This window comes from Pseudovibrio sp. Ad13 (assembly GCF_001623225.1).
Lineage (GTDB): Bacteria > Pseudomonadota > Alphaproteobacteria > Rhizobiales > Stappiaceae > Pseudovibrio.
Map to the genome: position 1 here is coordinate 253,575 of NZ_LMCC01000017.1, position 21,339 is coordinate 274,913.

Sequence of the window (21,339 nt, forward strand, 5' to 3'; positions counted from 1 at the left end):
AATGAGAGACATATATGACCCTGACAAGCTATTTTGCGCTGTTCCGCTCCAATTCTGCTTCTGCTCAGAACAATGGCCGTATGACCTATCATTCTGTTAATAAAAACAGATTTTCAAAAAGGGCCTTAATGGCCTCTGCGCTGGCGTTTGTTCTGTTGGGCTCGCCACTTGTTCCCGCTCAAAGCGCGAAGGCAAATTCCCAGTCCTTACCGGCTGCAAGCTCTCTGTCAGGAAGTTACCTGTCAGGCAGAAGCGCCCTTCTCGCTCAGGATCTGGCCGCCGCGTCCAACTATTTCACCTCAGCTCTGCACGGTGACCCGGATAATTTTTATATTCTCGACCGCGCATTTGTCACATCACTGGCAAACGGCAATGTCGAAAAAGCGCTCCCTCTGGCAAACCGCATTCTGGAAGAAGACAACGAGCACTTCCTTGCACAGCTGGCCGTTGCCGCACAGCGCATTCATGAAGGTGACTTCACCACCGAACTGCCAGATGCCGTCACACAAAACGTCAACCCGCTGTCCCGTCTGAGCTTTGCTCTTGTTTCAGCCTGGGTCAAAGCAGGTCAGGGCAAAACAGATGAGGCCATCGCAGATCTGACAAGCACCACCGGCGCCAAGTGGTTTGACCTCTTCATCAATTTCAACGCGGGCCTGCTGGCTGAATACAACAACAACCCACATCAGGCCGCCGAGTTTTATAAAGCAGCCTACGAGATTGACCGCGGCGCCCTGCGCAACGCCATTTCCTACACCCGTATGCTCGCCGCCTCCGGCAGACAGCAAGAAGCGCTGGACATCGTTGCCGAGTACGAGCAACTCATTCCAGAACATCCGCTTCTTGTAACTCTGAGAGCGAAGATTGAGAGCGGCGAGGTTATTGAATCCGTCGCCAAATCACCAGCTGAAGGACTGGCGGAAGCCTTGCACGGTCTCGGTATCGCAGTCAGCAAAGAAGGCGAAGAGCTCTCCGCAAATTACCTGCAACTCGCCGCCTACCTCAATCCAAAGAATGATTCAGCCCTGATTGGTCTGGCCTCATTGTTTGAGCAGCTTGGCGACAACGAGCGCGCCATTGAGTACCTGTCAGCGGTATCAGACGGCTCACCAATGAAACGCGAAGCTGAAATCCAGATTGCGCTTCATTACAACATTCTGGATAATCTGGAAGAAGCCCGCGCCCATCTTGAAAAGCTGGTGGAATCCGATCCGAGTGACATAGAGGCCATCACCTCTTTGGGCAACGTGCTGCGCGGCCATTCTCTCTTTGAGGAAGCCGAGACCTCCTACAATCAGGGCTTGGATACCCTCAGCGAAATTCAGACAAACCACTGGACGATCCTGTATTTCCGCGGCATCACCCGCGAACGTCAGGACAAGTGGGACGCTGCTGAAGAAGACTTCCGCGAAGCTTTGACCCTCAAGCCTGAACAGCCAATGATCCTCAACTATCTCGGCTACTCCCTGGTAGATCGCGGTCTGAAGCTGGATGAAGCGCAGAAGATGATTGAACGCGCTGTTCGCCTGCGTCCAACTGATGGATACATCGTCGACAGCCTCGGCTGGGTTTACTATCGCCTGGGCCGTTATGAAGAAGCAGCTGAAAAGCTGGAACGCGCTGTCGCTCTGCGTCCGCATGATCCAATCATCAACGATCATTTGGGCGATGCGTACTGGCAAGTTGGTCGCAAACTGGAAGCCCGCTACAAGTGGAACCACGCCCGCGACCTTGAGCCGGAACCAGAAGACCTGAAGCGCATTCTCGATAAAATCGAAAATGGCATGGAAGACGCCGTTCCGGTCGTCGCAAGCTCTGCAGACAACAAATAACTCATAACACGATCATAGTATGATGACTTTGGAAGATACAAAGGCAGCACGGGTTGAGGAATTAGCCCGTGCCAAGGTGAACCTTGCGCTCCACATCTCCGGTCAACGGGAAGACGGCTACCACATGCTCGACAGCCTTGTGGTGTTCCCTGAAATCGGTGACCAGATCTCGGTTGAACCAGCCCCCGACCTTTCACTCCAGATCACTGGCGAGTTCTCTGCGAAGATACAGGGCGATCCTGCAGACAATCTGGTTATCAAAGCCGCAAACATGCTCGCAGAACACCTACCCTCTGCATCAGGAGTTCAGATAGAGCTCGAGAAATCGCTCCCCGTTGCAGCAGGTATCGGCGGCGGGTCCGCAGATGCAGCCGCAACTCTGCGCGCGCTCACGAGGATCTGGGGCGTGTCTCCGTCTCCAACAGACCTTGCCAAACTGGCCCTCAGCCTCGGCGCTGATGTGCCTATGTGTCTGGAAGAAAAGCCTGCCCGCATTCGCGGCATCGGGGAGATCATCGAACCGCTGACAGATCTCCCATCCGGCGCAATCGTCCTGGTCAATCCATTGATTGAGGTCTCCACCCCAGCCATTTTCCACGCACTGGAAAAGAAAAACAACACCCCGCTGCCGGAAATGCCAGAAGAGTTCGAGAGCATGAAAGCCCTCGCCAACTGGCTCAAAACCTGCCGCAACGACCTACAAAAACCAGCGATCTCACAGGCACCAGAAATCTCTGAGGTCCTCGACCTACTGGCCTCCCAGCCAAATACCCTCCTCGCCCGCATGTCCGGCTCCGGCGCCACCTGCTTTGCCCTCGTTGAAACCCTAGAAGCCGCCCAAGCCATAGCCTCCCACTTGCAGGAAGCTAAAGGAAACTGGTGGATCAAGGCGGCACGGGTTTAGGCTGAGCGTGGAAACCAAACTTATGTGCATGCAGGCTTTGCCATAAGTCTCTTTTTAAAAGTCGTCTATGCTGCCAAGCGGTTCCACGATGGGGGCTAACCTCCCCATCTTTTCACCCGGAGCAGACACGCCTTTACCCTTCACAGATTACCCCGATCATTCAGAAGCCGAGGACAGTCGGCTGTGATCTGGTTTGCCTCGCAATTTGCCTTCAATCCAAAGTTGTCCTCACATACACGCCACAACAGCTAGCTAAATTCCCAAAGGTAAACTCCTGATCTACCGTATCTTTTCAGCCGATGTTACAACATCATCAAGACAAGTTATGACTCAATAAGTTTATTTGATTTTGATTTTCTCCGCTCTGAAATCATCCTTCAGGCATAATAATATGCGGAGAGAATATGACTAATCAGCCCAAGTTGACCACTGCTTTTGGTTCCCCCGTCCCCGACAATCAGAACATTCAAACTGCAGGCCCCCGCGGTCCAGCTCTGCTGCAGGATGTTTGGTTCCTCGAAAAAATGGCCCACTTTGATCGTGAGGTTATTCCTGAGCGCAGAATGCATGCCAAAGGTTCTGGCGCTTATGGAACGTTCACAACAACCAATGACATCACCAAGTTCACTCGCGCTAAGATATTTTCCGAAGTTGGCAAAAAATCCGATTTATTTATGCGTTTCTCGACAGTGGCAGGAGAACGTGGCGCTGCTGATGCAGAACGGGACATTCGCGGCTTCGCCATAAAGTTCTACACTGAGGAAGGCAATTGGGATCTGGTGGGCAACAACACACCAGTCTTCTTTCTCCGCGATCCGCTAAAGTTTCCAGATCTGAACCATGCAGTAAAACGAGATCCGCGCACCAACATGCGCAGTGCGGATAACAACTGGGATTTCTGGACGAACCTGCCTGAAGCTCTGCATCAGGTCACAATCGTCATGTCAGACCGCGGCATCCCAGCGACTTATCGCCATATGCATGGATTTGGCAGTCATACCTACAGTTTCATCAACGCAGACAACGAGCGTTATTGGGTTAAGTTCCACTTTGAAACCCAACAAGGTATCAAAAACCTGACAGATCAAGAAGCCGCTCAAATCGTTGCAAATGATCGCGAAAGCCACCAGCGAGATCTTTATGACAGCATTGAGAATGGCGAATTTCCGAAATGGACACTGTCAGTCCAGATTATGCCAGAAAAAGAGGCCGGCAATTATCACATCAACCCGTTTGATCTAACCAAAGTCTGGCCCAAGTCCGACTATCCGCTGATCGAAGTTGGCGTGCTTGAACTGAACCGAAATCCTGAGAACTACTACGCTGAAGTTGAGCAGGCTTCATTTGCGCCGTCCACAATTGTGCCCGGCGTCAGTTTCTCTCCCGACAAAATGCTTCAGGGCCGCCTGTTCTCTTATGGGGATGCTGCGCGGTATCGTCTTGGAGTTAATCACTCGCAAATCCCGGTCAATGCACCGCGCTGCCCATTCCATTCCTATCACCGCGACGGAGCCATGAGAGTTGATGGCAACAACGGTTCACGTATCGGATATGAGCCGAACATGTTTGGCGAATGGCAACAGCAACCAGATTTCTCCGAGCCACCACTTTCCATAGAAGGAGCTGCGGGTCATTGGGACCATCGGGAGGATGAAGATTACTATTCTCAGCCTGGCGCTCTTTTCCGCTCAATGAATGCAGATCAGAAAGAAGCTCTGTTTGCAAACACAGCCCGCTCGCTTAGCCCCGCACGTATCGAAATCCAACACCGTCATGTCCGCAACTGTTACCGCGCGGACCCTGCTTACGGCACAGGTGTTGCAGCCGCGCTCAACATCAGTATTGCAGATGTAAAAGACATCTAAGTTACATTGATAGCCAAAGATCAGGGGCTCTGCCCAAGCCGACCAACCAACCAATAAAGGCCCCTGATCCACAATTGCCGAAGTACATTCTAAGGGGAAAATTCAATGGATTTCAAAGGTAACGATACCCATATCAATCGACGCATGCTTTTAACGCGCGGTTCCACTATGGCTGTCGCCACAGGAGCATCTGTCGTTGCGAGCAATGCCTGGAGCGCGAGTCAAAATGAGGAAGACTTAAGCGCCAAAATCCTTCAGGTCATATCGGAGCTTGAAGCAGAAACAAATTCTGAGCTCGCAGCTATTACCTGGTCCAGACAACATATCGCGAACAGATTGCGGGCATCACTTAATTTGCCTATTGAACAGGAAGAGTACAACAAGAATTATCGGGATTATTACGACCACAAGCTACAAAAGGCATGATTTAAAGTAGCTTTTTCAATGCACTGCTGCACTTTAACTTAAAACAGGCAGCAGTGCCAACCGCTATATAATTTAGATTTTTTGCTCAAAACACTTTTTCAACATCCACCATCAAAACCAGTATGTGCTTTGCTGCGTATCATTTCTTTGGGATCATTACCTGTACCCGGAGTATGCGGGCCATGAACCTTAGGCTGCGCAGTCTTCTTTGCACTCCTTACTTTCAAAAAGATGACAAGTGCGAGCACAAAAATCACCACAGGAACTATAGTCAGCACAATCTGATTTGCAGTCATGTGGTCTCTCCATGCTCTATCAGTTGCTCCACGGTACACAAGTCTCACTCCCAGTACAGCCAACAAAAAAGCGCCGGGCATTTCTGCTGCGGCGCTTTTCAATTTCTTCGAACTGCTCTCTGATTAGCTCACACGGGCAATACAGAAGTCGACGGCTTCTTTCAGCGCCTGCTTGGCAGGACCGTCTGGCAGGCTGGTCAGAGCTTCAATTGCAGATGCACCATAATCACGCGCTTTTTGAACCGTATCAGCCAGAGCGCCAGTGTCGTTCAGCAGCTTGATGGCATGATCCAGATCGCCGTCTTTGATGTCTCCATCTTCCAGACAACGTTTCCAGAACACCTTGTCCTCATCGCTGCCACGCTCCATCGCGTAGATGACAGGCAGTGTGATCTTGCCTTCGTGGAAGTCATCACCAACGTCCTTGCCAAGATCAACAGTCGCCCCGCCATAATCCAGCGCATCATCAACAAGCTGGAAGGCATAACCAAGCTCAAGGCCGAACTTGCGTGCAGCTGCACGCATCTCGTCACCTTTATCGGCAATCTCCGGGCTCACTTCGCACGCAGCTGCAAACAAAGCGGCTGTTTTAGCCTCAATCACCCGCAGGTACATCTCAAAGGTCGTGGTGGTATCCTGAGCGGCGCCCAGCTGAAGCACTTCACCTTCAGCAATGATTGCGGAGGCCTCAGACAGAATGCGCAGCGCTTCCAGAGAGTGCACATCAACCATCATCTTGAAAGCCTGACCAAGCAGATAGTCACCCACCAGCACGCTGGCCTGGTTGCCCCAAAGCTTGCGAGCAGCCAGCTTACCGCGGCGCATATCGCTTTCGTCGACAACATCATCATGCAGCAGAGTTGCCGTATGCATAAACTCTACAGATGCTGCAAGGATGACATGTCCCTCGCCTTCATAGCCAAACATCTGTGCAAACGCCAGTGTCAGCATCGGGCGCAAACGCTTCCCACCTGAATCGATCAGATGGCGCGCAATTTCCGGGATCAGCTCAACATTAGAACCGGCTTTGGAGAGGATCAGCTCGTTCACCTTCTCCATGTCACCTGAAACGAGCTCTACGAGCCCCTGAATTCCAGCTGGTTTGGCTGTCTGAGATTGAAGACCAACAACGCCCACGGGATACCTCTATTTTGATTCCAACGGGACAATAGGTTGGTAGATAGTCTCGAGCAAGCTTTAGTAAGAATTTGCTGCCAATAAAGTAGTGTCGAAGGGATAATTTACCAATCACAATTAGTTTTTTTCACAATACCAACCCTAACCTGCATACTTTCTGGCAAAATAGGCAACTCTCTTCAAGAGGACATCATCGTGGAAGAACTCATCAGAACAACAGATCCCGTCCTCATCTCGCATCTTGAAGCCCTGCTGGGAGATGCCGAGATCATCTACTTCGTCGCCGACACCAACATGAGCATACTGGACGGCTCCCTTGGCTTTTTGCCGCGCCGGATCATGGTGGAAGCAGACCGTATGGATGAAGCTTGTCAACTTATGCGTGATGCCGACCTGGGGCACTACCTAAAAGACGCGTGAAAACTTCTCTTTAGATAAACAATAGGGATTGCATGAATACCGGCAGCCTGTATCAGTGCGTTATTGCGACTTTTCTTGATCCGGCGCCGCCATGACCAACCCTGAAACACCTCAATCTCAGCAGCAAACCACCAGGGACAAGTTCCTCGGCGGTAAAGTCATGGTTGAGCAACCTGCAAAAGGCCGTCATAGAGCGGGGCTTGATGCCGTCTATCTGGCCGCATCCCTTCCGCAAAGCACCACAGGCACGCTTTACGATCTGGGCACTGGCGTCGGCACTGCAGCTTTTTGCGCCGCCCACCGCCTGCCAAACATCAAAGCCGTCGGCGTGGAGGTTGATCCCGTCACCGCAGCGCTGGCCCGCAAAGGCCTGTCTCTGCCGGAAAACGGAGGTTTTGCTGACCGCGTCTCCATTCTGGAATCCAACCTCACCGCAAAGGGCAGCATTCGCCACCAAAGCGGCCTTGGGTCTTCCATCGCGGATCATGTGATCATGAACCCGCCCTATTACGACAGCGCCCGCTTTCGCGTCACACCAAAGTCAGACCGTGCCCCAGCCCATGCGCTGGACGAACGTGGCATTGAGCCGTGGATCAAAACCGCGAAAGATCTGCTGAAGGACGGTGGAACGCTCTCCATCATCTTCAGAGCAGATGGCTTGCAAGATCTCCTCGACCCCATGCAACGCCGTTTCGGTGCCATCGATATCATCCCGATCCGGCCAACAGCCGACGCACCAGCCACCCGCATCATTGTCCGCGCAGTGGCCGCCAGCAAAGCCCCGCTCCAGATCCTGCCGGGCTTCACCCTGCATGAAGAAGCAGGCGGCACCTTCACCCGGCAAGCCACCACCGTCATGCGCGACGGCATGGGCCTTGGCCTCACAAACCGTTGAGCAACACGGCTAACCTGCCGATAACAATCCGCTTTCAATATACGTTTTTCTCCCTATTATGATCGCAAGGCGCAAATCAAAGCGCAGCAGATGACAGGGCGGGAGCAGACTATTTATGAGCAGCAAGGTTGACCTACCAAACTCCATTGAGGAAACCCTCACGCTCTTAAGTTCTGGCGGGTATCTGGCAGATCGCGCACTCGCAACCGTGCTGCACCTGTCTCTGCGCATGAAACGGCCCCTCTTCCTCGAAGGCGAGGCTGGCGTTGGCAAAACCGAGATCGCCAAAGTCCTCTCGGCCACGCTCAACCGCCCGCTGGTCCGCTTACAGTGTTATGAAGGGTTGGACGTCTCCTCCGCCGTTTACGAGTGGAACTATGCGGCCCAGATGGTCGAAATCCGCATGGCTGAAGCATCCGGCAGCGTGAACCGTGAGAACCTCAATACAGCGCTCTACAGCCCTCGCTTCCTGATCAAACGCCCGGTGCTACAGGCGCTGGAAACCACAGAGCTGGGGGCGCCTATCTTCCTGATCGACGAACTGGACCGCACCGATGAAGCCTTTGAGGCCTTCCTGCTGGAAGTGCTGGCGGACAGTCAGGTGACCATCCCGGAGCTGGGCACCATCACCTCCGAAGAACCTCCGATCACCATCATCACCACCAACCGCACCCGCGAAATTCACGACGCTCTGAAGCGCCGCTGTCTCTACCACTGGGTGGATTACCCGACAGCAGAGCGCGAGCTGCAAATCGTGCAGACCAAACTGCCAACAGCCGCCGCAGCTCTCTCCGCTCAGGTCGTCGCCTTCGTGCAAAAACTGCGAGAGGATGACGCGCTCTTCAAAAAGCCAGGCGTCGCTGAAACGCTGGATTGGGCAAACGCCCTCACAGAGCTGCAAGAGGTCGCGCTTGATCCGGAAATGGTGTCAGACACGCTCGGCGTCCTGCTCAAGTATCAGGAGGACATCGACCGCATCAAAGGCTCCAGAACCCGTGCGATCCTCGATGAAATCCGCATGGAAGCCAACTCGCAGGCCACCATTGCTGGCAGCATGCCTGCCCCAACAGCATAGCCTTGCCTGATGCAGGACACCCTCGCCCCCGCACCATCTCCGCGCCCACCGCATGGGCGCATTACGGAAAACATCGTCCACTTTGCCAGAACCCTGCGCAAAGCGGGCTTGCCTGCGGGGCCGTCTTCTGTGGTGGATGCAGTGAGCGCGGTCACCATCAACGGTATTGAGAACAAGCAGGACCTCTACTGGACCCTACATTCCGTCTTCGTCCATAAGCGCGACCAGCAACCCGTTTTCGACGAAGCCTTCCGCCTTTACTGGCAAAGCAAAGGCCTCGTTGAAAAGATGCTGGCACTGCTGTCTCCCGTTGCCCCAGCAGGGCAACGCGAACCAGAAAAGCCACGCGCCGCTCAATCCCGTGTCGCCAATGCCTTTGAGGCCAACAAGCAGCGCGAGGCCAAAGAAACCAAACCACTGATAGAGGTAGACGCCCGCTTCACCGTCTCGGAAAAAGAAGTCCTGCAAAAGAAGGACTTCGCACAGATGACCGCCGAGGAGATTGCCGAAGCCCGCAGATCCCTCGCCCGCCTCACCATGCCAGCAGATCAGGTCCGTTCCCGTCGCTTCAAGCCCGTCCATTCGCACACTCTGGGCAAACAGGTGGATGCGAGAAGAACCATGCGCGCCACACTCAAGGCTGGTGGTTCCATCATCGATCTCAAGCACAAAGCGCCCGCGCAGGTTCATCCACCCGTGGTCGCGCTCTGCGATATCTCGGGCAGCATGAGCCAGTATTCACGCATCATGCTGCACTTCCTGCACGCTCTGTCAGAAAAGCGCAAAACCCACACCTTCCTGTTTGGCACACGGCTCACCAACATCACCCGCGCCCTGCGCATGAAAGACCCTGATGAAGCCCTCGCTGCCTGTACGGATGAGGTGGAAGACTGGTCTGGCGGCACCCGCATTGCCAGCTCGCTGCAAACCTTCAACCGTACCTGGCTCAGACGTGTCTGCCACGGCGGACCAATCGTCCTGCTCATCACGGATGGGCTGGAACGGGAAGCTTATGATGAATTGTCCGTTGAGATGGACCGTCTCCACAGATCTTGCAGACGGCTCATCTGGCTCAATCCGCTGCTGCGCTACGACAAGTTTGAGGCCAAAGCACGCGGAATTCAGGCAATACTGCCGCATACCGATGAGTTTCGGGCAATCCATTCATTGGATGCGGTCAAAGATCTTTGTCTGGCGCTGAATGACAAGCGCATAAATAGTTCATATGATGCCACCAAGAGATTCCTCTAGCACACATCCTGCTCAAACCTTCGGCTCGCCTGCGTGAGACCACGCAGAAAGCCCAACCTTTCTGTCAGATCCGATGACATTCAAAGTACTTCTGCACATTGTAAAAACAGTATCAGCAATCTACGCCAAACGGTTCAACATCAACCGTGACGAGATCTGGTATCTTGCGAAACTTCAGGAAGAGCTCGGAGAGCTGACGGCAGCCCATTTGAAGGCCACCCGCCGCGGCCGTTCCGGTTCAGCAACTCCAAAAGAACTGCATATGCAAAAGGAAGATGAAGCAGCAGACCTGCTGGCCCACCTTCTGCTTTATGCAGACCGCAATGATCTCGATCTGGAAAAAGCAATCCGCCGCAAATGGATGGCCCACCTTCCAGCAGAAATCATGGACAAGCAGGTCTGATACACCCACGTATCAGACGCCTCTCAGCGTTGTCACCTCCTTCATTGGCTTTCAAATTCACCATGAAAGGCAATGGTGTCACGCGTATTGAGCAATGCCGTTGCCAAGCGACCAGTTCTCCTTTTCCACCTCAATCAAATTTATAAAGACATCCTCTGACCGGATTTGAGGCTTATCTCCAAGCAGCTCGGCAATGCGTTGAAACAGAGCCTTCTTCTGCGCGGAGCTGCGGGTGTTGTTGAGCGTAATCTGGATAAAAACCAGATCCTCACTGCGGGCAATATCAAGATATGAGCCGCCAAACCGAAAATTGGCACTGGTATGCTCTGTAATCGCCATAAACTGGTTGTCCTCTGGCGTCTCAAGCGCATCACGCATGGCATGATAAACACCATCAAAAATCGCCTGCCGGTAAACATCAGATTTTCCTGACTGCAATGAGATATGAACAAGTGGCATCAGCGTTTCCTCCTCTGGTTCGCTGAGGCAACTCTAGACGCGACTTTAATATTTGAATATACAATGACTAACTATATCAGAAATTGAAGTTTTAAATGACTGATCGCCCGCTTGATCTCGACGCAGTGCGCACATTTGTTAAAATTGCAGAACTTGGCAGCTTCACTCAGGCTGCTGAGGCCATGCAGACGACCCAATCAACTGCAAGCCTGAAGCTGAAACGGCTGGAGAAGCGGTTAGGTTGCCAGCTCATAGAGCGAACCCCTCGCTACGTGCAGCTGTCTGCACAAGGCGTGACGTTTCTGGAACATGCGCGGGAACTTTTAAAACAACACGACCATGCACTGGCCGCCCTCACCAATGCCCGTCAGCGATTGACCATCGGCATCAGTGATCATGTTGCAGGGCCAGAACTTCCAATGCTGATCGCCCGCATGAACGTACAGGATCCAGAACTCCTGATTGAAATACGGATTGGCTCCTCAGGCGACCTGCTAAAAAGCTTTGACCGGCAGGAACTCGACACAGTGATTGTGCGCCAGCACGAAAGCAGAGAAGATGGCAAGCTGATCGCAAATGAGAAGTTCGGCTGGTTTGCGTCGCAAGACTGGCAGCCTCGCGCCAACGAGCCCCTACCCGTTGCCACCATGCCGGAACCCTGCGGCGTGCGCATCATGGCCGGACAGCTGCTCGATCAGGCCGATATTCCATGGAGAGAGGTCTTCGTTGGCGGCGGCGTCACTGCTGTATCAGCCGCCGTGATGGCCGGGTTGGGCGTAGCAGCTCTCGCTCGCCGTATGCTGCCAATTGGCGCAATTGATGTGGGAGAAAAGCTCGGCCTGCCTGACCTGCCCGCCTTGCCAATCATGCTGCATACAAGAGTTCGCAGCGGAAAACCGAACGAAGCGGTCACCGCACTCACCACTGCCCTCAAAAGCGCAATGCCGGGTTAAGCCTCGCTCATCTATCGCGCGATGGTGATTGGTTTGCTGTTGCTTGCCAGTTGGCCTTCCCAGCGGTTCCATTCTGTCATGCGCATACTGCCTTTGGCGCGGGAGAAGTTGTCAAACAAAACAAGCTCTTGCCCTTTCATGCGCCAGTTGGACACAAAGAACAGATCCCCATCCATGCAGTGATTGAAACTGGCAGAGTAGCCATTATCCTTAGGTTCTGTACCGAGTGTCAGTTCACAGACACGCTCATCAGAGGTCAGATAAACGGTCCAGCCGCCAACCATATCCTTCACCTGCACAATAGGCTGCGAACTGCGTTCCTCTTTCTTTCCAAGAGCTGCGGCTGCAACCACACCAGCCAGAAACGCCGTCGCAGTACCTGGATCAACAGTCGCCTGAGCTGAACTGCTTGTCGTCTTTGTGACAACAGTACCATCTGCCTTAGTTTCCATATTACTTTGTGTGGTCTGTTCCTGCGCGACAACACTCTGGTTGGAAGCAGCATTGGCAGGCGGTTGCGCAGCAGGCGTAGGCGCAGCATAGGGTCCAGCACCTCCCCCGGCACTTTGGCAACCTGCAAGCGCTAGCAGACTCCCGACAACAATAAACCTCTTCATTTCATTCCCCCCAAAGAATACGCCCCAAATCTCTGTAATCTATCGTCTTGTCAGTTTCCCAGGCGAACAAGACCAAGCGCAGGGGCCCCACCCTCTTGCGCTTCCTCCCAGCGGCCATTCCCGCTTTCATGAAAGGATGCGATCACTTCATTTCTGTGATCGAACAGAACCAGAGCGTCCTGCCTCACATTCCACGCCCATACATTTGGCGTACCGGAACACACAGAACTTGCTGCATAATTTCCACCAAACTGTGCTGTTTTCAGTTGGAGTGCGCACGGGTTTTGCCCCTCACCGCGCATCACAGACCATTTGCCTGCTAGCACTACAACAGTCACCAGCTCTTCAGCCGTTTTCTGAGCACTCACAACGGTTGGTTTTGCGTTAGAATTTTTAACCGCCGCCTCGGTGAGATCAGGAGTTTCGCCGACATAGTTCGGCACACAGCCTGCCACTGCAAAACCTATTGAAATAATGAAGGTTTTGAACCGCATGAATACCCCTGATCATGCACAGACAAGCACTCAAACGCCCCACACTTGCTGCCTGCACCCACTCCACCAATTTTCCCAATATAGAAAAATTGAATTAAATTGATAATTTAACCTAGTAAATCTGAAGGTGATTTGAACAGGGCTAACTCTGAAGTATTCACTATTAAAGTGAGTTCCTCATACGCATCACAGCAGTCAACACTATGAATACATACTGCATTTCAGATAATTACAAAGAGGGTACAGCACTATACTGCGAACAGGCGTCACCCTTCGTTGGCAGGGCCACAGAAAACATCTTCCTGAGGCAATCACGCCTCCGAGTTTTCGCGCTTTGAGCTCTCCAGATACCCCGCCAGCTGAGCCAGAGAAGCCTGCCATCCTCCGCGCGTTGCTTCAATCATATCCGCGCCGACCATCGACGTCACCTGTATGGTCACGCGAAGCTCGGTAGCACCTCCTTGTTCTTCCATGACAACAGCGATCAAAGAGACGCTCAACAGCATATCACTGGTTGAAACCAGCTCTGTAAACAGCAAGCAATCCGGAGCTCTGATATCATGATAGCGTGTCTCAACGCGAAACCGTAAATCGCCCTTTTGACCGCACTGATGAATATCTAGGCCACCAACACGAAAATCATTTTCAAGAAACTCAATGGCTTCGTCATCGGAAGGCACTCCCCACACCATCCGGGCCTTCGGCTCTTCCCATGCTGAGAACACATCCGCAGCAGATGCCTCCAGCACAGCACTGATCTCTATCGTGTCATGGGTAATCATCTGGCTCACAGCCCCTTTATGCCCTTGCGTAAGCAATAACCAATCCTACTCGCTTTTCTCAAAAGGGAAACCCGGTTCACGAGTAAAAATAGGCGAAAATGGGCTCCGATAAACGCAAGTACGCTTTAGGGAAGTTGCACAGGACTGAAAGGCGGATCACCCTTCCTGAACAGGGCGACAAAAGGATCCGGATTCCTGGATTGCCTCAAGAGGCACCAGATTCAGCATGTATTGGTCGGCTTCTACACCTGAGTGGCCAAGCGCAACAAATTGATAGACACCATCCAGCCAGCATCCATCCTGCACAAACTCAGGCAGCTCGTAAAAGTCCAGAGAGCGCACTGCGTCCTGCGGGCCATTGTCATCAACCAACCATTCGATAACCAGTGGTGTAGACTGCCCGGTACTGGTCTTGATCTGGGTAAGCTCCTCGCGCAAAGCAGAACAATACTGTTCATCCAGATTGCCCAGCTTCACCCTTAGATGCCCCATCAGACCATGATAGGCAGGTGGTGGAGCGGTGACACTGTAAGCAAACGGCCTCGCCTCTTCGCCGGCAGGCACGTCAACAGGCATTGCAGTCACCTCCCAACGCGGGACAGGCGTCTTGCCATCCCCTGCTTTACAAAGCGGCAGGTCAACCTGCTGGGCCGCCTCTACGGAGCCAACCCCAAAAACTGAAAAGACAATCACACATACCCATAATCTCATATGGTCCTAGTTCCCTAATGGTGTCGCAAATTCAGAAAGCTGTAGCGCCCAAAGCGCGGTTAAACGGTTGTAGCATTCCATGCCCAGAACGGGAGCAAGTGTTCCCTTCGGGTTCATGGCATACGGAATATTGCAGGTGTTGTTGCGAAAGGCCTTCCAGTTCCGACCAGCTTCAACAAGCGCGGTCTTGGTGGGCTTGTTCTCATTCCGCCTCAACTCCTTCTCAGAATTCAAAATCATCTTTTCCCAAAGGGCTGTTTCGCGCGAGTAGCATTCCCGCATACCCATGCTGGTCTGGTCCTGCAACTTCATGGCGCAATGTTCAAAGACCTTTCCAATGCACTGAACTCTGTCGTTAAACACAAGCCCCCCTTTTCGCAGGCACTCATGAAACTCCTTGATTTCTTCAGGTCGCGGCGTGTTAGGCCCCTGCGCGGCAGCAGCGCCAGAAGAACAAAGAAATCCAATCAACACCAAACATCGAATGATCATTGGGCACCTTCAATAAACAAGGCGCCAGTGTACGCGTGGAACCTTAAGCCCAACGTAGCCAATAAGAACAGAGCGCATTCAACCTTAATAGCGCTCTTCCAACCTCCCTAAACTCCAACAAAAAAGGGTCCCGGAGCATCGCCCCGGAACCCTCACAAAACCTGAATAAACTCAGGCTTTAAATCTTAGCGGTAACCGTAGGAACCGTCTTTCCACTCGTACCAAACGTAACCTGGCAGAGACACATCGCCCTTCTCGTTGAAGGACAGCTCACCAAGAACGGTGTCGAACTTGCCAGCGTTCAGCTTCTCTACAACTGCATCATAGTCGGTAGAACCAGCTTCAGCCGCAGCTTTCGCCCATGTCTGGATCGCAGCATAGGTGTAAAGTGCGTAACCTTCAGTGGTTTTGCCAGCAGCCTCAAGAGCAGCCACAACAGCAGCAGCTTCAGCGTTGTTACGTGGGTCCGGCGGGAAGGTCATCAGTGTGCCTTCACCAGCTGGGCCAGTGATAGACCAATACTCATCAGTCACAAGAGCATCACCGGAAACCAGAATGGTGTCCATGCCCTGATCAACCATCTGACGCTTCATCAGACCAGCTTCAGTGTGGTAACCACCAACGTAAAGAACGTCGACTTTTTCAGACTTCAACTTGGAAACCAGCGCGGTGTAATCTTTTTCACCAGCGGTATAAGCTTCATAAAGCGCTTCCTGCTTACCAGCAGCGTTCATCACAGCCTTAGTCGCGTCAGCAAGACCTTTACCGTAAGCAGTCTTGTCGTGGATCACAGCAATGTTCTGACCGCCGAACTCAGTCGCAAGCGTCGTGCCGGCAACTCTGCCCTGCTGGTCATCACGACCACACACACGGTAGGTACCAGGACCTGGACGCTCGTCAGTGTACTTCGGGTTGGTGGATGCTGGAGTGATCTGGATGATACCCTCTTCAGCATATACCTGAGAAGCTGGGATGGAAGAACCGGAGCAGAAGTGACCAGCCATGAAGGCTACGTTCTTACCAACCATCTGGTTGGCAACAGCAACAGCCTGCTTAGGGTCACATGCATCATCGCCAACTTCCAAAACAAGCATCTCGCCGTTCACACCGCCAGCAGCATTGATGTCAGCAACAGCCTGTTCAGCACCAGCTTTCATCTGTGCACCAAACGATGCGTACTGACCAGTCATTGGGCCTGCAGTAGCAATAGTGATTTCAGCCATAGCCGCGCCAGAGATTGCCATAGCAGCAACACCGGCAACGCTTGCCAAAAGATACTTTTTCATAAAAAACTCCCCGAGTCAGGTGCATTTCTCAATTGAAATTGAGCGGGAAACGCAATCGTCTCCCACCAGAGCAGGCAAACCCCTCGCCTGCTCAATGCTTCCGACAATGAGACCTCTCCGTACTCATCATCTGGATGCCTAGCCAGTCACCAGTGTGACCCAGAACTGACCGAATGCGCAACAATTATCTAAGTAATTTTGCGAATTAGTAATTATCTTGCTGGCCCGGCTTCAGCTTCCAGCCAAAGGGACCTGTTTTGTCATAAAGCCAGCTGTACTGCGTCACCATCTGCTTAGTCCGTGTCATGCGATAACTCGCCAGCGCAATGCCGATGAGAATGGCGTAATCCACCACCAGGTACTGAATGGAAAGCAGAGGCTCTTCAAACAACGCAAACGACAAGAATCGCATGGCCAATGACAACAGGAAGATGAACCAGAACAGGATCGGCAATGGCCGCCACGTGGTCGCAATAGAGCGCCCCGTCGCAGCAGCAGCCAGACCGCCTAACACAACAACCAGCATGATAAAGGCAGGCATCGAGCTGCCGTAAAGAATACCCATCTCTTCGCCTCCTTAGTGCGCGCCGCCTTCAAGATAAGCTGCCTTCACCTCTTCACGAGACAAAAGCTCCTTACCAGTGCCGGTCATGGTGATTGTGCCGTTGACCATCACGTAGCCCCGATGAGCCAGCTTGAGTGCGTGATACGCATTCTGCTCAACAAGGAACACGGTCAGACCATCGGCCCGGTTCAGCTCACGGATCGCATCAAAAATCTGCGACACGATGATCGGAGCAAGCCCCAGAGACGGTTCATCCAGCAACAAAAGACGCGGACGGCTCATCAAGGCACGGGCAATCGCCAGCATCTGCTGTTCACCGCCCGACAAAGTCCCGCCGCGCTGCTGCTGACGTTCTTTCAAACGCGGAAACAGCTCAAACGCACGGCGCAGGTCTTCCTCAAAATGCTCATTCCCGGCAACCATACCGCCCATCATCAGGTTCTCTAAAACCGTCATACGTGGGAAGATACGGCGACCTTCTGGTGACTGAGCAATACCGGTGCGCATAATCTCGTAGGTTGGCTTGTAGGTGATGTCCTCACCGCAATACGTCACAGACCCGTTACGAGCCTGCGGCGTGCCGCAAACGGTCATCATCAAGGTAGACTTCCCTGCACCGTTCGCACCAATCAGCGTCACGATCTCACCTTCATATACATCAAGATCAACACCATGCAGTGCCTGAATCTTGCCGTAGAAGGTTTTAACTCCGCGAATGCTCAGGAGTGGTTGTTGAGCGTTCATGCTATGCCCACCTCCTCTTCAACCTGATCGACTTCATCATCCTCAACCCCCAGATACGCCGCGATCACATGCGGATCGTTTTTGACGAACTCAGGAGAGCCATCAGAAATCTTCACGCCGTAATCCAGCACCACAACGTGGTCAGAGATTTCCATAACAACAGACATGTCGTGCTCGATCAGAACAACCGAAGTGTCATGCTCTTTGCGGATGTATTGAAGCAGATTGTTCAGCTCCAGACTTTCTTTCGGGTTCAAACCAGCAGCTGGTTCGTCCAGACAAAGAAGTTCAGGGCCGGTACACATGGCACGGGCAATCTCCAACCGGCGCTGATCGCCGTAGGAAAGATCAGCCGCAGGCGCATCTGCACGATCAATCAGATCAATGCGCTCCAGCCAGTACTTGGCAGTTTCAATCGCGTCCACATTGGACTTTTTGTAACCACCAAGCCCCAGCAGACCACCAATGGTCCAGTTGGAAGCAACCATCAGCGGATTGTGCTGTGCCACCATCAGGTTTTCCAGAATAGTCATACCGCCAAACAGACGGATGTTCTGGAACGTACGGGCAACTTTCGCGTCCGCCGTAATTTTGAAGTCTGCCATCCGTTCCAAAAGATGCTTTTCACCATTGGAGCGGTTCATGACAAGACGGCCTTCAGTCGGCTTATAAAAACCGGTGATGCAGTTAAACACTGTGGTTTTACCCGCACCGTTCGGCCCGATCAGCGCAGTGATGTCACCACGCCCAATGTTGAAGCTCAGGTCGTTGATCGCCGTCAATCCGCCGAAGCGCATGGTCAGGTGCTCAACCTTCAGAACAGGGTTGTTGTCCCAGGTGCTCATCCGTGGCCCTCCTGAACGAGATCGGCAGAGATGCCCTTAGCGTTTCTGGAAAGCGCCACACTTGGCGTTCTGCTTGAGATCAATCCACGCGGTTTCCAAACCATGATAACCACCATGATCATACCGAAGACAAGCATGCGGTATTCTTCAAACTCGCGGAAGAATTCAAAGCCACCGATCATCACAATCGCTGCAATCACCACGCCAATCTGTGAGCCAAGACCACCCAAAACCACAATCGCAAGAATGATCGCGGATTCAAGGAAGGTGAAACTCTCAGGAGAGATGAAGCCCTGACGCGTTGCAAAGAAAGACCCTGCAAAGCCAGCGAACATCGCACCAAGAGCAAAGGCTGTCAGTTTGGTATTCGTTGTGTTGATACCCAGTGCCCGACAAGCAATCTCATCTTCACGCAAAGCTTCCCATGCACGACCAATCGGCATCCGGCGCAAGCGCATGGTCACGAAGTTCGTGAACAAGGCCATTGCGAAGATGAGGTAGTACAGGAAGATGATGCGATGAATACTGCTGTAATCCAGACCAAAGAAGCTTGCAAAACCATCTTCACCACGGGTAAATTCCAACCCGAAAAAGCTTGGTCGCGGAATACCGGAAAGACCATCTGGCCCGCCTGTAAACTGATACCAGTTCAGCAGCACAACACGAATAATCTCACCAAACGCAAGCGTCACAATGGCAAGATAGTCCCCTCGAAGCCTCAGAACCGGGAAACCGAGAATGACACCCCAGAACGCTGCCAGAATACCGGCGAGTGGCAGACAGAGCCAGAAGGAGAAACCGAAGTAATGCGCGAGCAATGCATAGGAGTAAGCTCCAACCGCATAAAACGCCACATAGCCCAGATCCAGCAATCCAGCCAGACCAACCACAATGTTCAGGCCCCAGCCCAACATCACATAGGTCATCACCAGAATGGCCAGGTCAATATACTGACGCGACCCACGGGCACCAAGCCAGAACATCAACGCAAATGGAAGCGCAACAGCCAAAACGACCAGGCCATATTTAAGCACATTAGAGGACCCCCCCCCCATTCCACCCTTTGGCAATAGGCCAGAAAGGTTGAGAGACGGCGGGTCTTCCCGTTTCCAGAAGAAGATGTTCATGGCGAGACGGCCAGCGAACACAACGAGCACTGCAACTGCAACCGCTAACCAGCGGTGTTCCAGAAACAGCTCCGCACCGCGGCCAGACGCCACATCAACGCGCAAACCAACCATGACACAGGCAAGGGCGAACGTAATAACCGCAGCACCCAAACTGTCTTTTACACTTGCAACAAGCAAGCTGTCTTTTTTTCTTGCTTGCATCAGACCTTCTCCACCTCAGGTTGGCCGAGAAGTCCTTCCGGCATAAAGATCAGAACAATCGCCAGGATCGAAAACGCGGCAACATCTTTGTACTCAACGGAGAAGTAGCCAGACCAGAACGTCTCGATAAGCCCGATCAGCAATCCACCCAGCATTGCACCCGGCAGCGATCCGATTCCTCCCAGAACCGCAGCGGTAAAGGCCTTCACACCAGCCAGGAAGCCGATGTAAAAATCTACCACACCGTAATACAGCAGGAACATCAGACCTGCGACCGAAGCCAGAGACGCACCCATCACAAAGGTAAGAGAGATTGTGCGGTCAACATTCACACCCAGCAAGGACGCCATCTTCCGGTCCTGCTCACAAGCACGCTGAGAGCGGCCCAGATTGGTGTTGTTGATGAGATAAGTGAAGCCACCCATCAAAATGACCGTCGTCACAACAATCAGAATCTGGATGTAAGACAGGTTTACGATAAAGCCAGAACCATCTGCACCACCATCAGTCAGCTGAAAGCTGCCGGAAAAGAGAGGTTGCAATGGCTTGTTCTTGGCGCCTTGAGAAACCTGCACGAAGTTCTGAAGAGCAATTGATGCACCAATTGCAGTAATCAGCGGTGCAAGACGGAATGATCCGCGCAAAGGCCGATAGGCAATGCGCTCTACTGTCCACCCCCAAACAGCAGTCAAAGCCATGGCCACAACAAGAACGAGGGCCAGAGCCAAAATCAAAAGAAGCACCGGTGTAGCGGCTGTAATGCCAAGTGCAACAATTAGAATAAGGGCTACGAAAGATCCGACCATGAAGATATCGCCATGGGCGAAGTTAATCATGCCGATAATGCCATAGACCATTGTATAGCCAATGGCGATGAGACCATAAATGGACCCAAGCGTCACACCATTGATAAGTTGTTGGAGAAAGTAATCCATGTTTTATTTTGTTCCCCGCATGAGATCAGCTTTTAGTTGCTGTCCAGTCTGAATGCCTCCGAATTCAGACCCCGAATATTTTATGGTAAGCTGACCTGTAAGTATATTACCCATACTTATAAGTCCGTATTTTGGAATTTTCCTATTCTTTATACGCGTCAGGCGCATTTTTATTTCATACAATCCAAAATCTAGACTTATTCCTACTCCCGACAATCCACTAGGACAGACTCTGAGACCAGAGCACCACAACCCATACGTGAATTTTGCTCATCCGTAGAAAGCCTCTTTCTTGTTCTGTAATATATCACAGATAATGTATACTGACCATATCCAGACAAAAACTGCAAGATGGTACCCAGGATTTTTTGAAGATTTCCCATTCGCCCGCGCGTGGAGACTCTGCTGAGCCTTCTATTTTTAATGAAAATTCCAGAACAGCAAAACGCACCCTTAAAACCAGAACATAGCCTCTGGTATATTAATCAGTTTTTCGCAGTAGAACTAGCTTTTCTCAGCAAATGGCTATAACTACTCTATTTCAAATACCTGTCGTTATTGTGCGACTGAAAAGTACTAATGAATATTGTACAGTGTGAAACACAGATCATACCTGTGGGA

Annotated in this window: 24 protein-coding genes; 10 read left to right on the forward strand and 14 right to left on the reverse strand. The window is 52.3% G+C overall.

Annotated elements, in window-relative coordinates; translation table 11 throughout:
- Positions 1-14: 14 nt before the first annotated feature.
- The 4 genes from PsAD13_RS20795 to PsAD13_RS20810 all read left to right on the forward strand — a co-directional run bounded on the left by PsAD13_RS20795 (position 15) and on the right by PsAD13_RS20810 (position 5,027).
- A complete protein-coding gene (locus PsAD13_RS20795) occupies positions 15-1,832 on the forward strand; it encodes a tetratricopeptide repeat protein (RefSeq protein WP_063319346.1) in 1,818 nt (605 codons plus the stop codon).
- A gap of 22 nt (positions 1,833-1,854) precedes the next feature.
- Positions 1,855-2,736, forward strand: coding sequence for a 4-(cytidine 5'-diphospho)-2-C-methyl-D-erythritol kinase (locus tag PsAD13_RS20800; protein WP_063319429.1), 882 nt, complete (start codon positions 1,855-1,857; stop codon positions 2,734-2,736).
- A 404-nt stretch (positions 2,737-3,140) separates the two neighbouring features.
- Positions 3,141-4,601, forward strand: a complete 1,461-nt coding sequence (locus tag PsAD13_RS20805) for a catalase (protein ID WP_063307923.1) — start codon at positions 3,141-3,143, stop codon at positions 4,599-4,601.
- A gap of 105 nt (positions 4,602-4,706) precedes the next feature.
- Positions 4,707-5,027 (forward strand): hypothetical protein, encoded by a 321-nt coding sequence (locus PsAD13_RS20810; protein WP_208986843.1) that lies wholly within the window; start codon positions 4,707-4,709, stop codon positions 5,025-5,027.
- A gap of 98 nt (positions 5,028-5,125) precedes the next feature.
- Here the strand turns inward: PsAD13_RS20810 and PsAD13_RS20815 are convergent, their stop codons facing one another.
- Together PsAD13_RS20815 and PsAD13_RS20820 are read right to left on the reverse strand one after the other, a co-directional pair.
- Entirely contained in the window at positions 5,126-5,323 is a 198-nt protein-coding gene (locus PsAD13_RS20815) for a hypothetical protein (RefSeq protein ID WP_063319347.1), read from the reverse strand.
- A gap of 123 nt (positions 5,324-5,446) precedes the next feature.
- Positions 5,447-6,460: a polyprenyl synthetase family protein gene (locus PsAD13_RS20820; protein ID WP_063319348.1), complete on the reverse strand. Its 1,014-nt coding sequence runs from the start codon at positions 6,458-6,460 to the stop codon at positions 5,447-5,449.
- 195 nt (positions 6,461-6,655) lie between these two features.
- Here PsAD13_RS20820 and PsAD13_RS20825 point away from each other — a divergent pair, with 195 nt between their 5' ends.
- The 5 genes from PsAD13_RS20825 to PsAD13_RS20845 all read left to right on the forward strand — a co-directional run bounded on the left by PsAD13_RS20825 (position 6,656) and on the right by PsAD13_RS20845 (position 10,504).
- A complete protein-coding gene (locus PsAD13_RS20825; RefSeq protein ID WP_057462549.1) occupies positions 6,656-6,880 on the forward strand; it encodes a DUF2007 domain-containing protein in 225 nt (74 codons plus the stop codon).
- A 91-nt stretch (positions 6,881-6,971) separates the two neighbouring features.
- A complete protein-coding gene (locus PsAD13_RS20830) occupies positions 6,972-7,775 on the forward strand; it encodes a methyltransferase (RefSeq protein ID WP_063319349.1) in 804 nt (267 codons plus the stop codon).
- 115 nt (positions 7,776-7,890) lie between these two features.
- Positions 7,891-8,850 carry a MoxR family ATPase gene (locus PsAD13_RS20835; protein ID WP_057462550.1) on the forward strand — a complete coding sequence of 320 codons (960 nt, stop codon included), beginning with the start codon at positions 7,891-7,893 and terminating at the stop codon, positions 8,848-8,850.
- A 9-nt stretch (positions 8,851-8,859) separates the two neighbouring features.
- On the forward strand, positions 8,860-10,101 hold the full coding sequence (locus tag PsAD13_RS20840; RefSeq protein ID WP_063319350.1) for a VWA domain-containing protein: 1,242 nt from the start codon (positions 8,860-8,862) through the stop codon (positions 10,099-10,101).
- A gap of 73 nt (positions 10,102-10,174) precedes the next feature.
- Positions 10,175-10,504 (forward strand): hypothetical protein, encoded by a 330-nt coding sequence (locus PsAD13_RS20845; RefSeq protein WP_057462552.1) that lies wholly within the window; start codon positions 10,175-10,177, stop codon positions 10,502-10,504.
- Between the two features lie 78 nt (positions 10,505-10,582).
- On the opposite strand, the gene PsAD13_RS20850 is transcribed toward PsAD13_RS20845, so the two are convergent.
- Complete coding sequence (locus PsAD13_RS20850) at positions 10,583-10,963, reverse strand: tautomerase family protein (protein WP_063319351.1); 381 nt, start codon at positions 10,961-10,963, stop codon at positions 10,583-10,585.
- Between the two features lie 95 nt (positions 10,964-11,058).
- Here PsAD13_RS20850 and PsAD13_RS20855 point away from each other — a divergent pair, with 95 nt between their 5' ends.
- Positions 11,059-11,916: a LysR family transcriptional regulator gene (locus PsAD13_RS20855; RefSeq protein ID WP_063319352.1), complete on the forward strand. Its 858-nt coding sequence runs from the start codon at positions 11,059-11,061 to the stop codon at positions 11,914-11,916.
- 11 nt (positions 11,917-11,927) lie between these two features.
- Here PsAD13_RS20855 and PsAD13_RS20860 read toward each other — a convergent pair whose 3' ends face one another.
- From PsAD13_RS20860 to PsAD13_RS20910, 11 genes are all read right to left on the reverse strand, one after another.
- Entirely contained in the window at positions 11,928-12,533 is a 606-nt protein-coding gene (locus tag PsAD13_RS20860) for an AprI/Inh family metalloprotease inhibitor (RefSeq protein ID WP_063319353.1), read from the reverse strand.
- Between the two features lie 50 nt (positions 12,534-12,583).
- Positions 12,584-13,027 carry an AprI/Inh family metalloprotease inhibitor gene (locus tag PsAD13_RS20865; protein ID WP_063319354.1) on the reverse strand — a complete coding sequence of 148 codons (444 nt, stop codon included), beginning with the start codon at positions 13,025-13,027 and terminating at the stop codon, positions 12,584-12,586.
- Between the two features lie 311 nt (positions 13,028-13,338).
- On the reverse strand, positions 13,339-13,809 hold the full coding sequence (locus PsAD13_RS20870; protein ID WP_208986844.1) for an SRPBCC family protein: 471 nt from the start codon (positions 13,807-13,809) through the stop codon (positions 13,339-13,341).
- A gap of 156 nt (positions 13,810-13,965) precedes the next feature.
- Positions 13,966-14,520 (reverse strand): hypothetical protein, encoded by a 555-nt coding sequence (locus PsAD13_RS20875; protein WP_063289560.1) that lies wholly within the window; start codon positions 14,518-14,520, stop codon positions 13,966-13,968.
- Between the two features lie 6 nt (positions 14,521-14,526).
- Positions 14,527-15,012 carry a lysozyme inhibitor LprI family protein gene (locus PsAD13_RS20880; protein WP_063303493.1) on the reverse strand — a complete coding sequence of 162 codons (486 nt, stop codon included), beginning with the start codon at positions 15,010-15,012 and terminating at the stop codon, positions 14,527-14,529.
- A 185-nt stretch (positions 15,013-15,197) separates the two neighbouring features.
- Complete coding sequence (locus tag PsAD13_RS20885) at positions 15,198-16,298, reverse strand: branched-chain amino acid ABC transporter substrate-binding protein (RefSeq protein ID WP_057462558.1); 1,101 nt, start codon at positions 16,296-16,298, stop codon at positions 15,198-15,200.
- Between the two features lie 205 nt (positions 16,299-16,503).
- Positions 16,504-16,863 carry a DUF6867 family protein gene (locus tag PsAD13_RS20890; RefSeq protein WP_057462559.1) on the reverse strand — a complete coding sequence of 120 codons (360 nt, stop codon included), beginning with the start codon at positions 16,861-16,863 and terminating at the stop codon, positions 16,504-16,506.
- Positions 16,864-16,875: 12 nt separating this feature from the next.
- Positions 16,876-17,607, reverse strand: coding sequence for an ABC transporter ATP-binding protein (locus PsAD13_RS20895; RefSeq protein ID WP_057462560.1), 732 nt, complete (start codon positions 17,605-17,607; stop codon positions 16,876-16,878).
- Positions 17,604-18,452, reverse strand: coding sequence for an ABC transporter ATP-binding protein (locus tag PsAD13_RS20900; RefSeq protein ID WP_057462561.1), 849 nt, complete (start codon positions 18,450-18,452; stop codon positions 17,604-17,606). Before PsAD13_RS20900 ends, PsAD13_RS20895 begins: the two co-directional genes overlap by 4 nt.
- On the reverse strand, positions 18,449-19,783 hold the full coding sequence (gene livM / locus PsAD13_RS20905; protein ID WP_063298015.1) for a high-affinity branched-chain amino acid ABC transporter permease LivM: 1,335 nt from the start codon (positions 19,781-19,783) through the stop codon (positions 18,449-18,451). The genes PsAD13_RS20900 and livM overlap by 4 nt, the downstream gene beginning before the upstream one ends.
- Entirely contained in the window at positions 19,783-20,718 is a 936-nt protein-coding gene (locus tag PsAD13_RS20910; protein ID WP_057462563.1) for a branched-chain amino acid ABC transporter permease, read from the reverse strand. Before PsAD13_RS20910 ends, livM begins: the two co-directional genes overlap by 1 nt.
- Positions 20,719-21,339 lie beyond the last annotated feature (621 nt).

Coding starts and splice junctions, on each gene's coding strand:
- PsAD13_RS20795 (WP_063319346.1), top strand. CDS start 15: ATGACCCTGACAAGCTATTTTGCGCTGTTCCGCTCCAATTCTGCTTCT.
- PsAD13_RS20800 (WP_063319429.1), top strand. CDS start 1,855: ATGACTTTGGAAGATACAAAGGCAGCACGGGTTGAGGAATTAGCCCGT.
- PsAD13_RS20805 (WP_063307923.1), top strand. CDS start 3,141: ATGACTAATCAGCCCAAGTTGACCACTGCTTTTGGTTCCCCCGTCCCC.
- PsAD13_RS20810 (WP_208986843.1), top strand. CDS start 4,707: ATGGATTTCAAAGGTAACGATACCCATATCAATCGACGCATGCTTTTA.
- PsAD13_RS20815 (WP_063319347.1), bottom strand. CDS start 5,323: ATGACTGCAAATCAGATTGTGCTGACTATAGTTCCTGTGGTGATTTTT.
- PsAD13_RS20830 (WP_063319349.1), top strand. CDS start 6,972: ATGACCAACCCTGAAACACCTCAATCTCAGCAGCAAACCACCAGGGAC.
- PsAD13_RS20835 (WP_057462550.1), top strand. CDS start 7,891: ATGAGCAGCAAGGTTGACCTACCAAACTCCATTGAGGAAACCCTCACG.
- PsAD13_RS20840 (WP_063319350.1), top strand. CDS start 8,860: ATGCAGGACACCCTCGCCCCCGCACCATCTCCGCGCCCACCGCATGGG.
- PsAD13_RS20845 (WP_057462552.1), top strand. CDS start 10,175: ATGACATTCAAAGTACTTCTGCACATTGTAAAAACAGTATCAGCAATC.
- PsAD13_RS20850 (WP_063319351.1), bottom strand. CDS start 10,963: ATGCCACTTGTTCATATCTCATTGCAGTCAGGAAAATCTGATGTTTAC.
- PsAD13_RS20855 (WP_063319352.1), top strand. CDS start 11,059: ATGACTGATCGCCCGCTTGATCTCGACGCAGTGCGCACATTTGTTAAA.
- PsAD13_RS20860 (WP_063319353.1), bottom strand. CDS start 12,533: ATGAAGAGGTTTATTGTTGTCGGGAGTCTGCTAGCGCTTGCAGGTTGC.
- PsAD13_RS20865 (WP_063319354.1), bottom strand. CDS start 13,027: ATGCGGTTCAAAACCTTCATTATTTCAATAGGTTTTGCAGTGGCAGGC.
- PsAD13_RS20870 (WP_208986844.1), bottom strand. CDS start 13,809: ATGATTACCCATGACACGATAGAGATCAGTGCTGTGCTGGAGGCATCT.
- PsAD13_RS20875 (WP_063289560.1), bottom strand. CDS start 14,520: ATGAGATTATGGGTATGTGTGATTGTCTTTTCAGTTTTTGGGGTTGGC.
- PsAD13_RS20880 (WP_063303493.1), bottom strand. CDS start 15,012: ATGATCATTCGATGTTTGGTGTTGATTGGATTTCTTTGTTCTTCTGGC.
- PsAD13_RS20885 (WP_057462558.1), bottom strand. CDS start 16,298: ATGAAAAAGTATCTTTTGGCAAGCGTTGCCGGTGTTGCTGCTATGGCA.
- PsAD13_RS20890 (WP_057462559.1), bottom strand. CDS start 16,863: ATGGGTATTCTTTACGGCAGCTCGATGCCTGCCTTTATCATGCTGGTT.
- PsAD13_RS20895 (WP_057462560.1), bottom strand. CDS start 17,607: ATGAACGCTCAACAACCACTCCTGAGCATTCGCGGAGTTAAAACCTTC.
- PsAD13_RS20900 (WP_057462561.1), bottom strand. CDS start 18,452: ATGAGCACCTGGGACAACAACCCTGTTCTGAAGGTTGAGCACCTGACC.
- livM (WP_063298015.1), bottom strand. CDS start 19,783: ATGCAAGCAAGAAAAAAAGACAGCTTGCTTGTTGCAAGTGTAAAAGAC.
- PsAD13_RS20910 (WP_057462563.1), bottom strand. CDS start 20,718: ATGGATTACTTTCTCCAACAACTTATCAATGGTGTGACGCTTGGGTCC.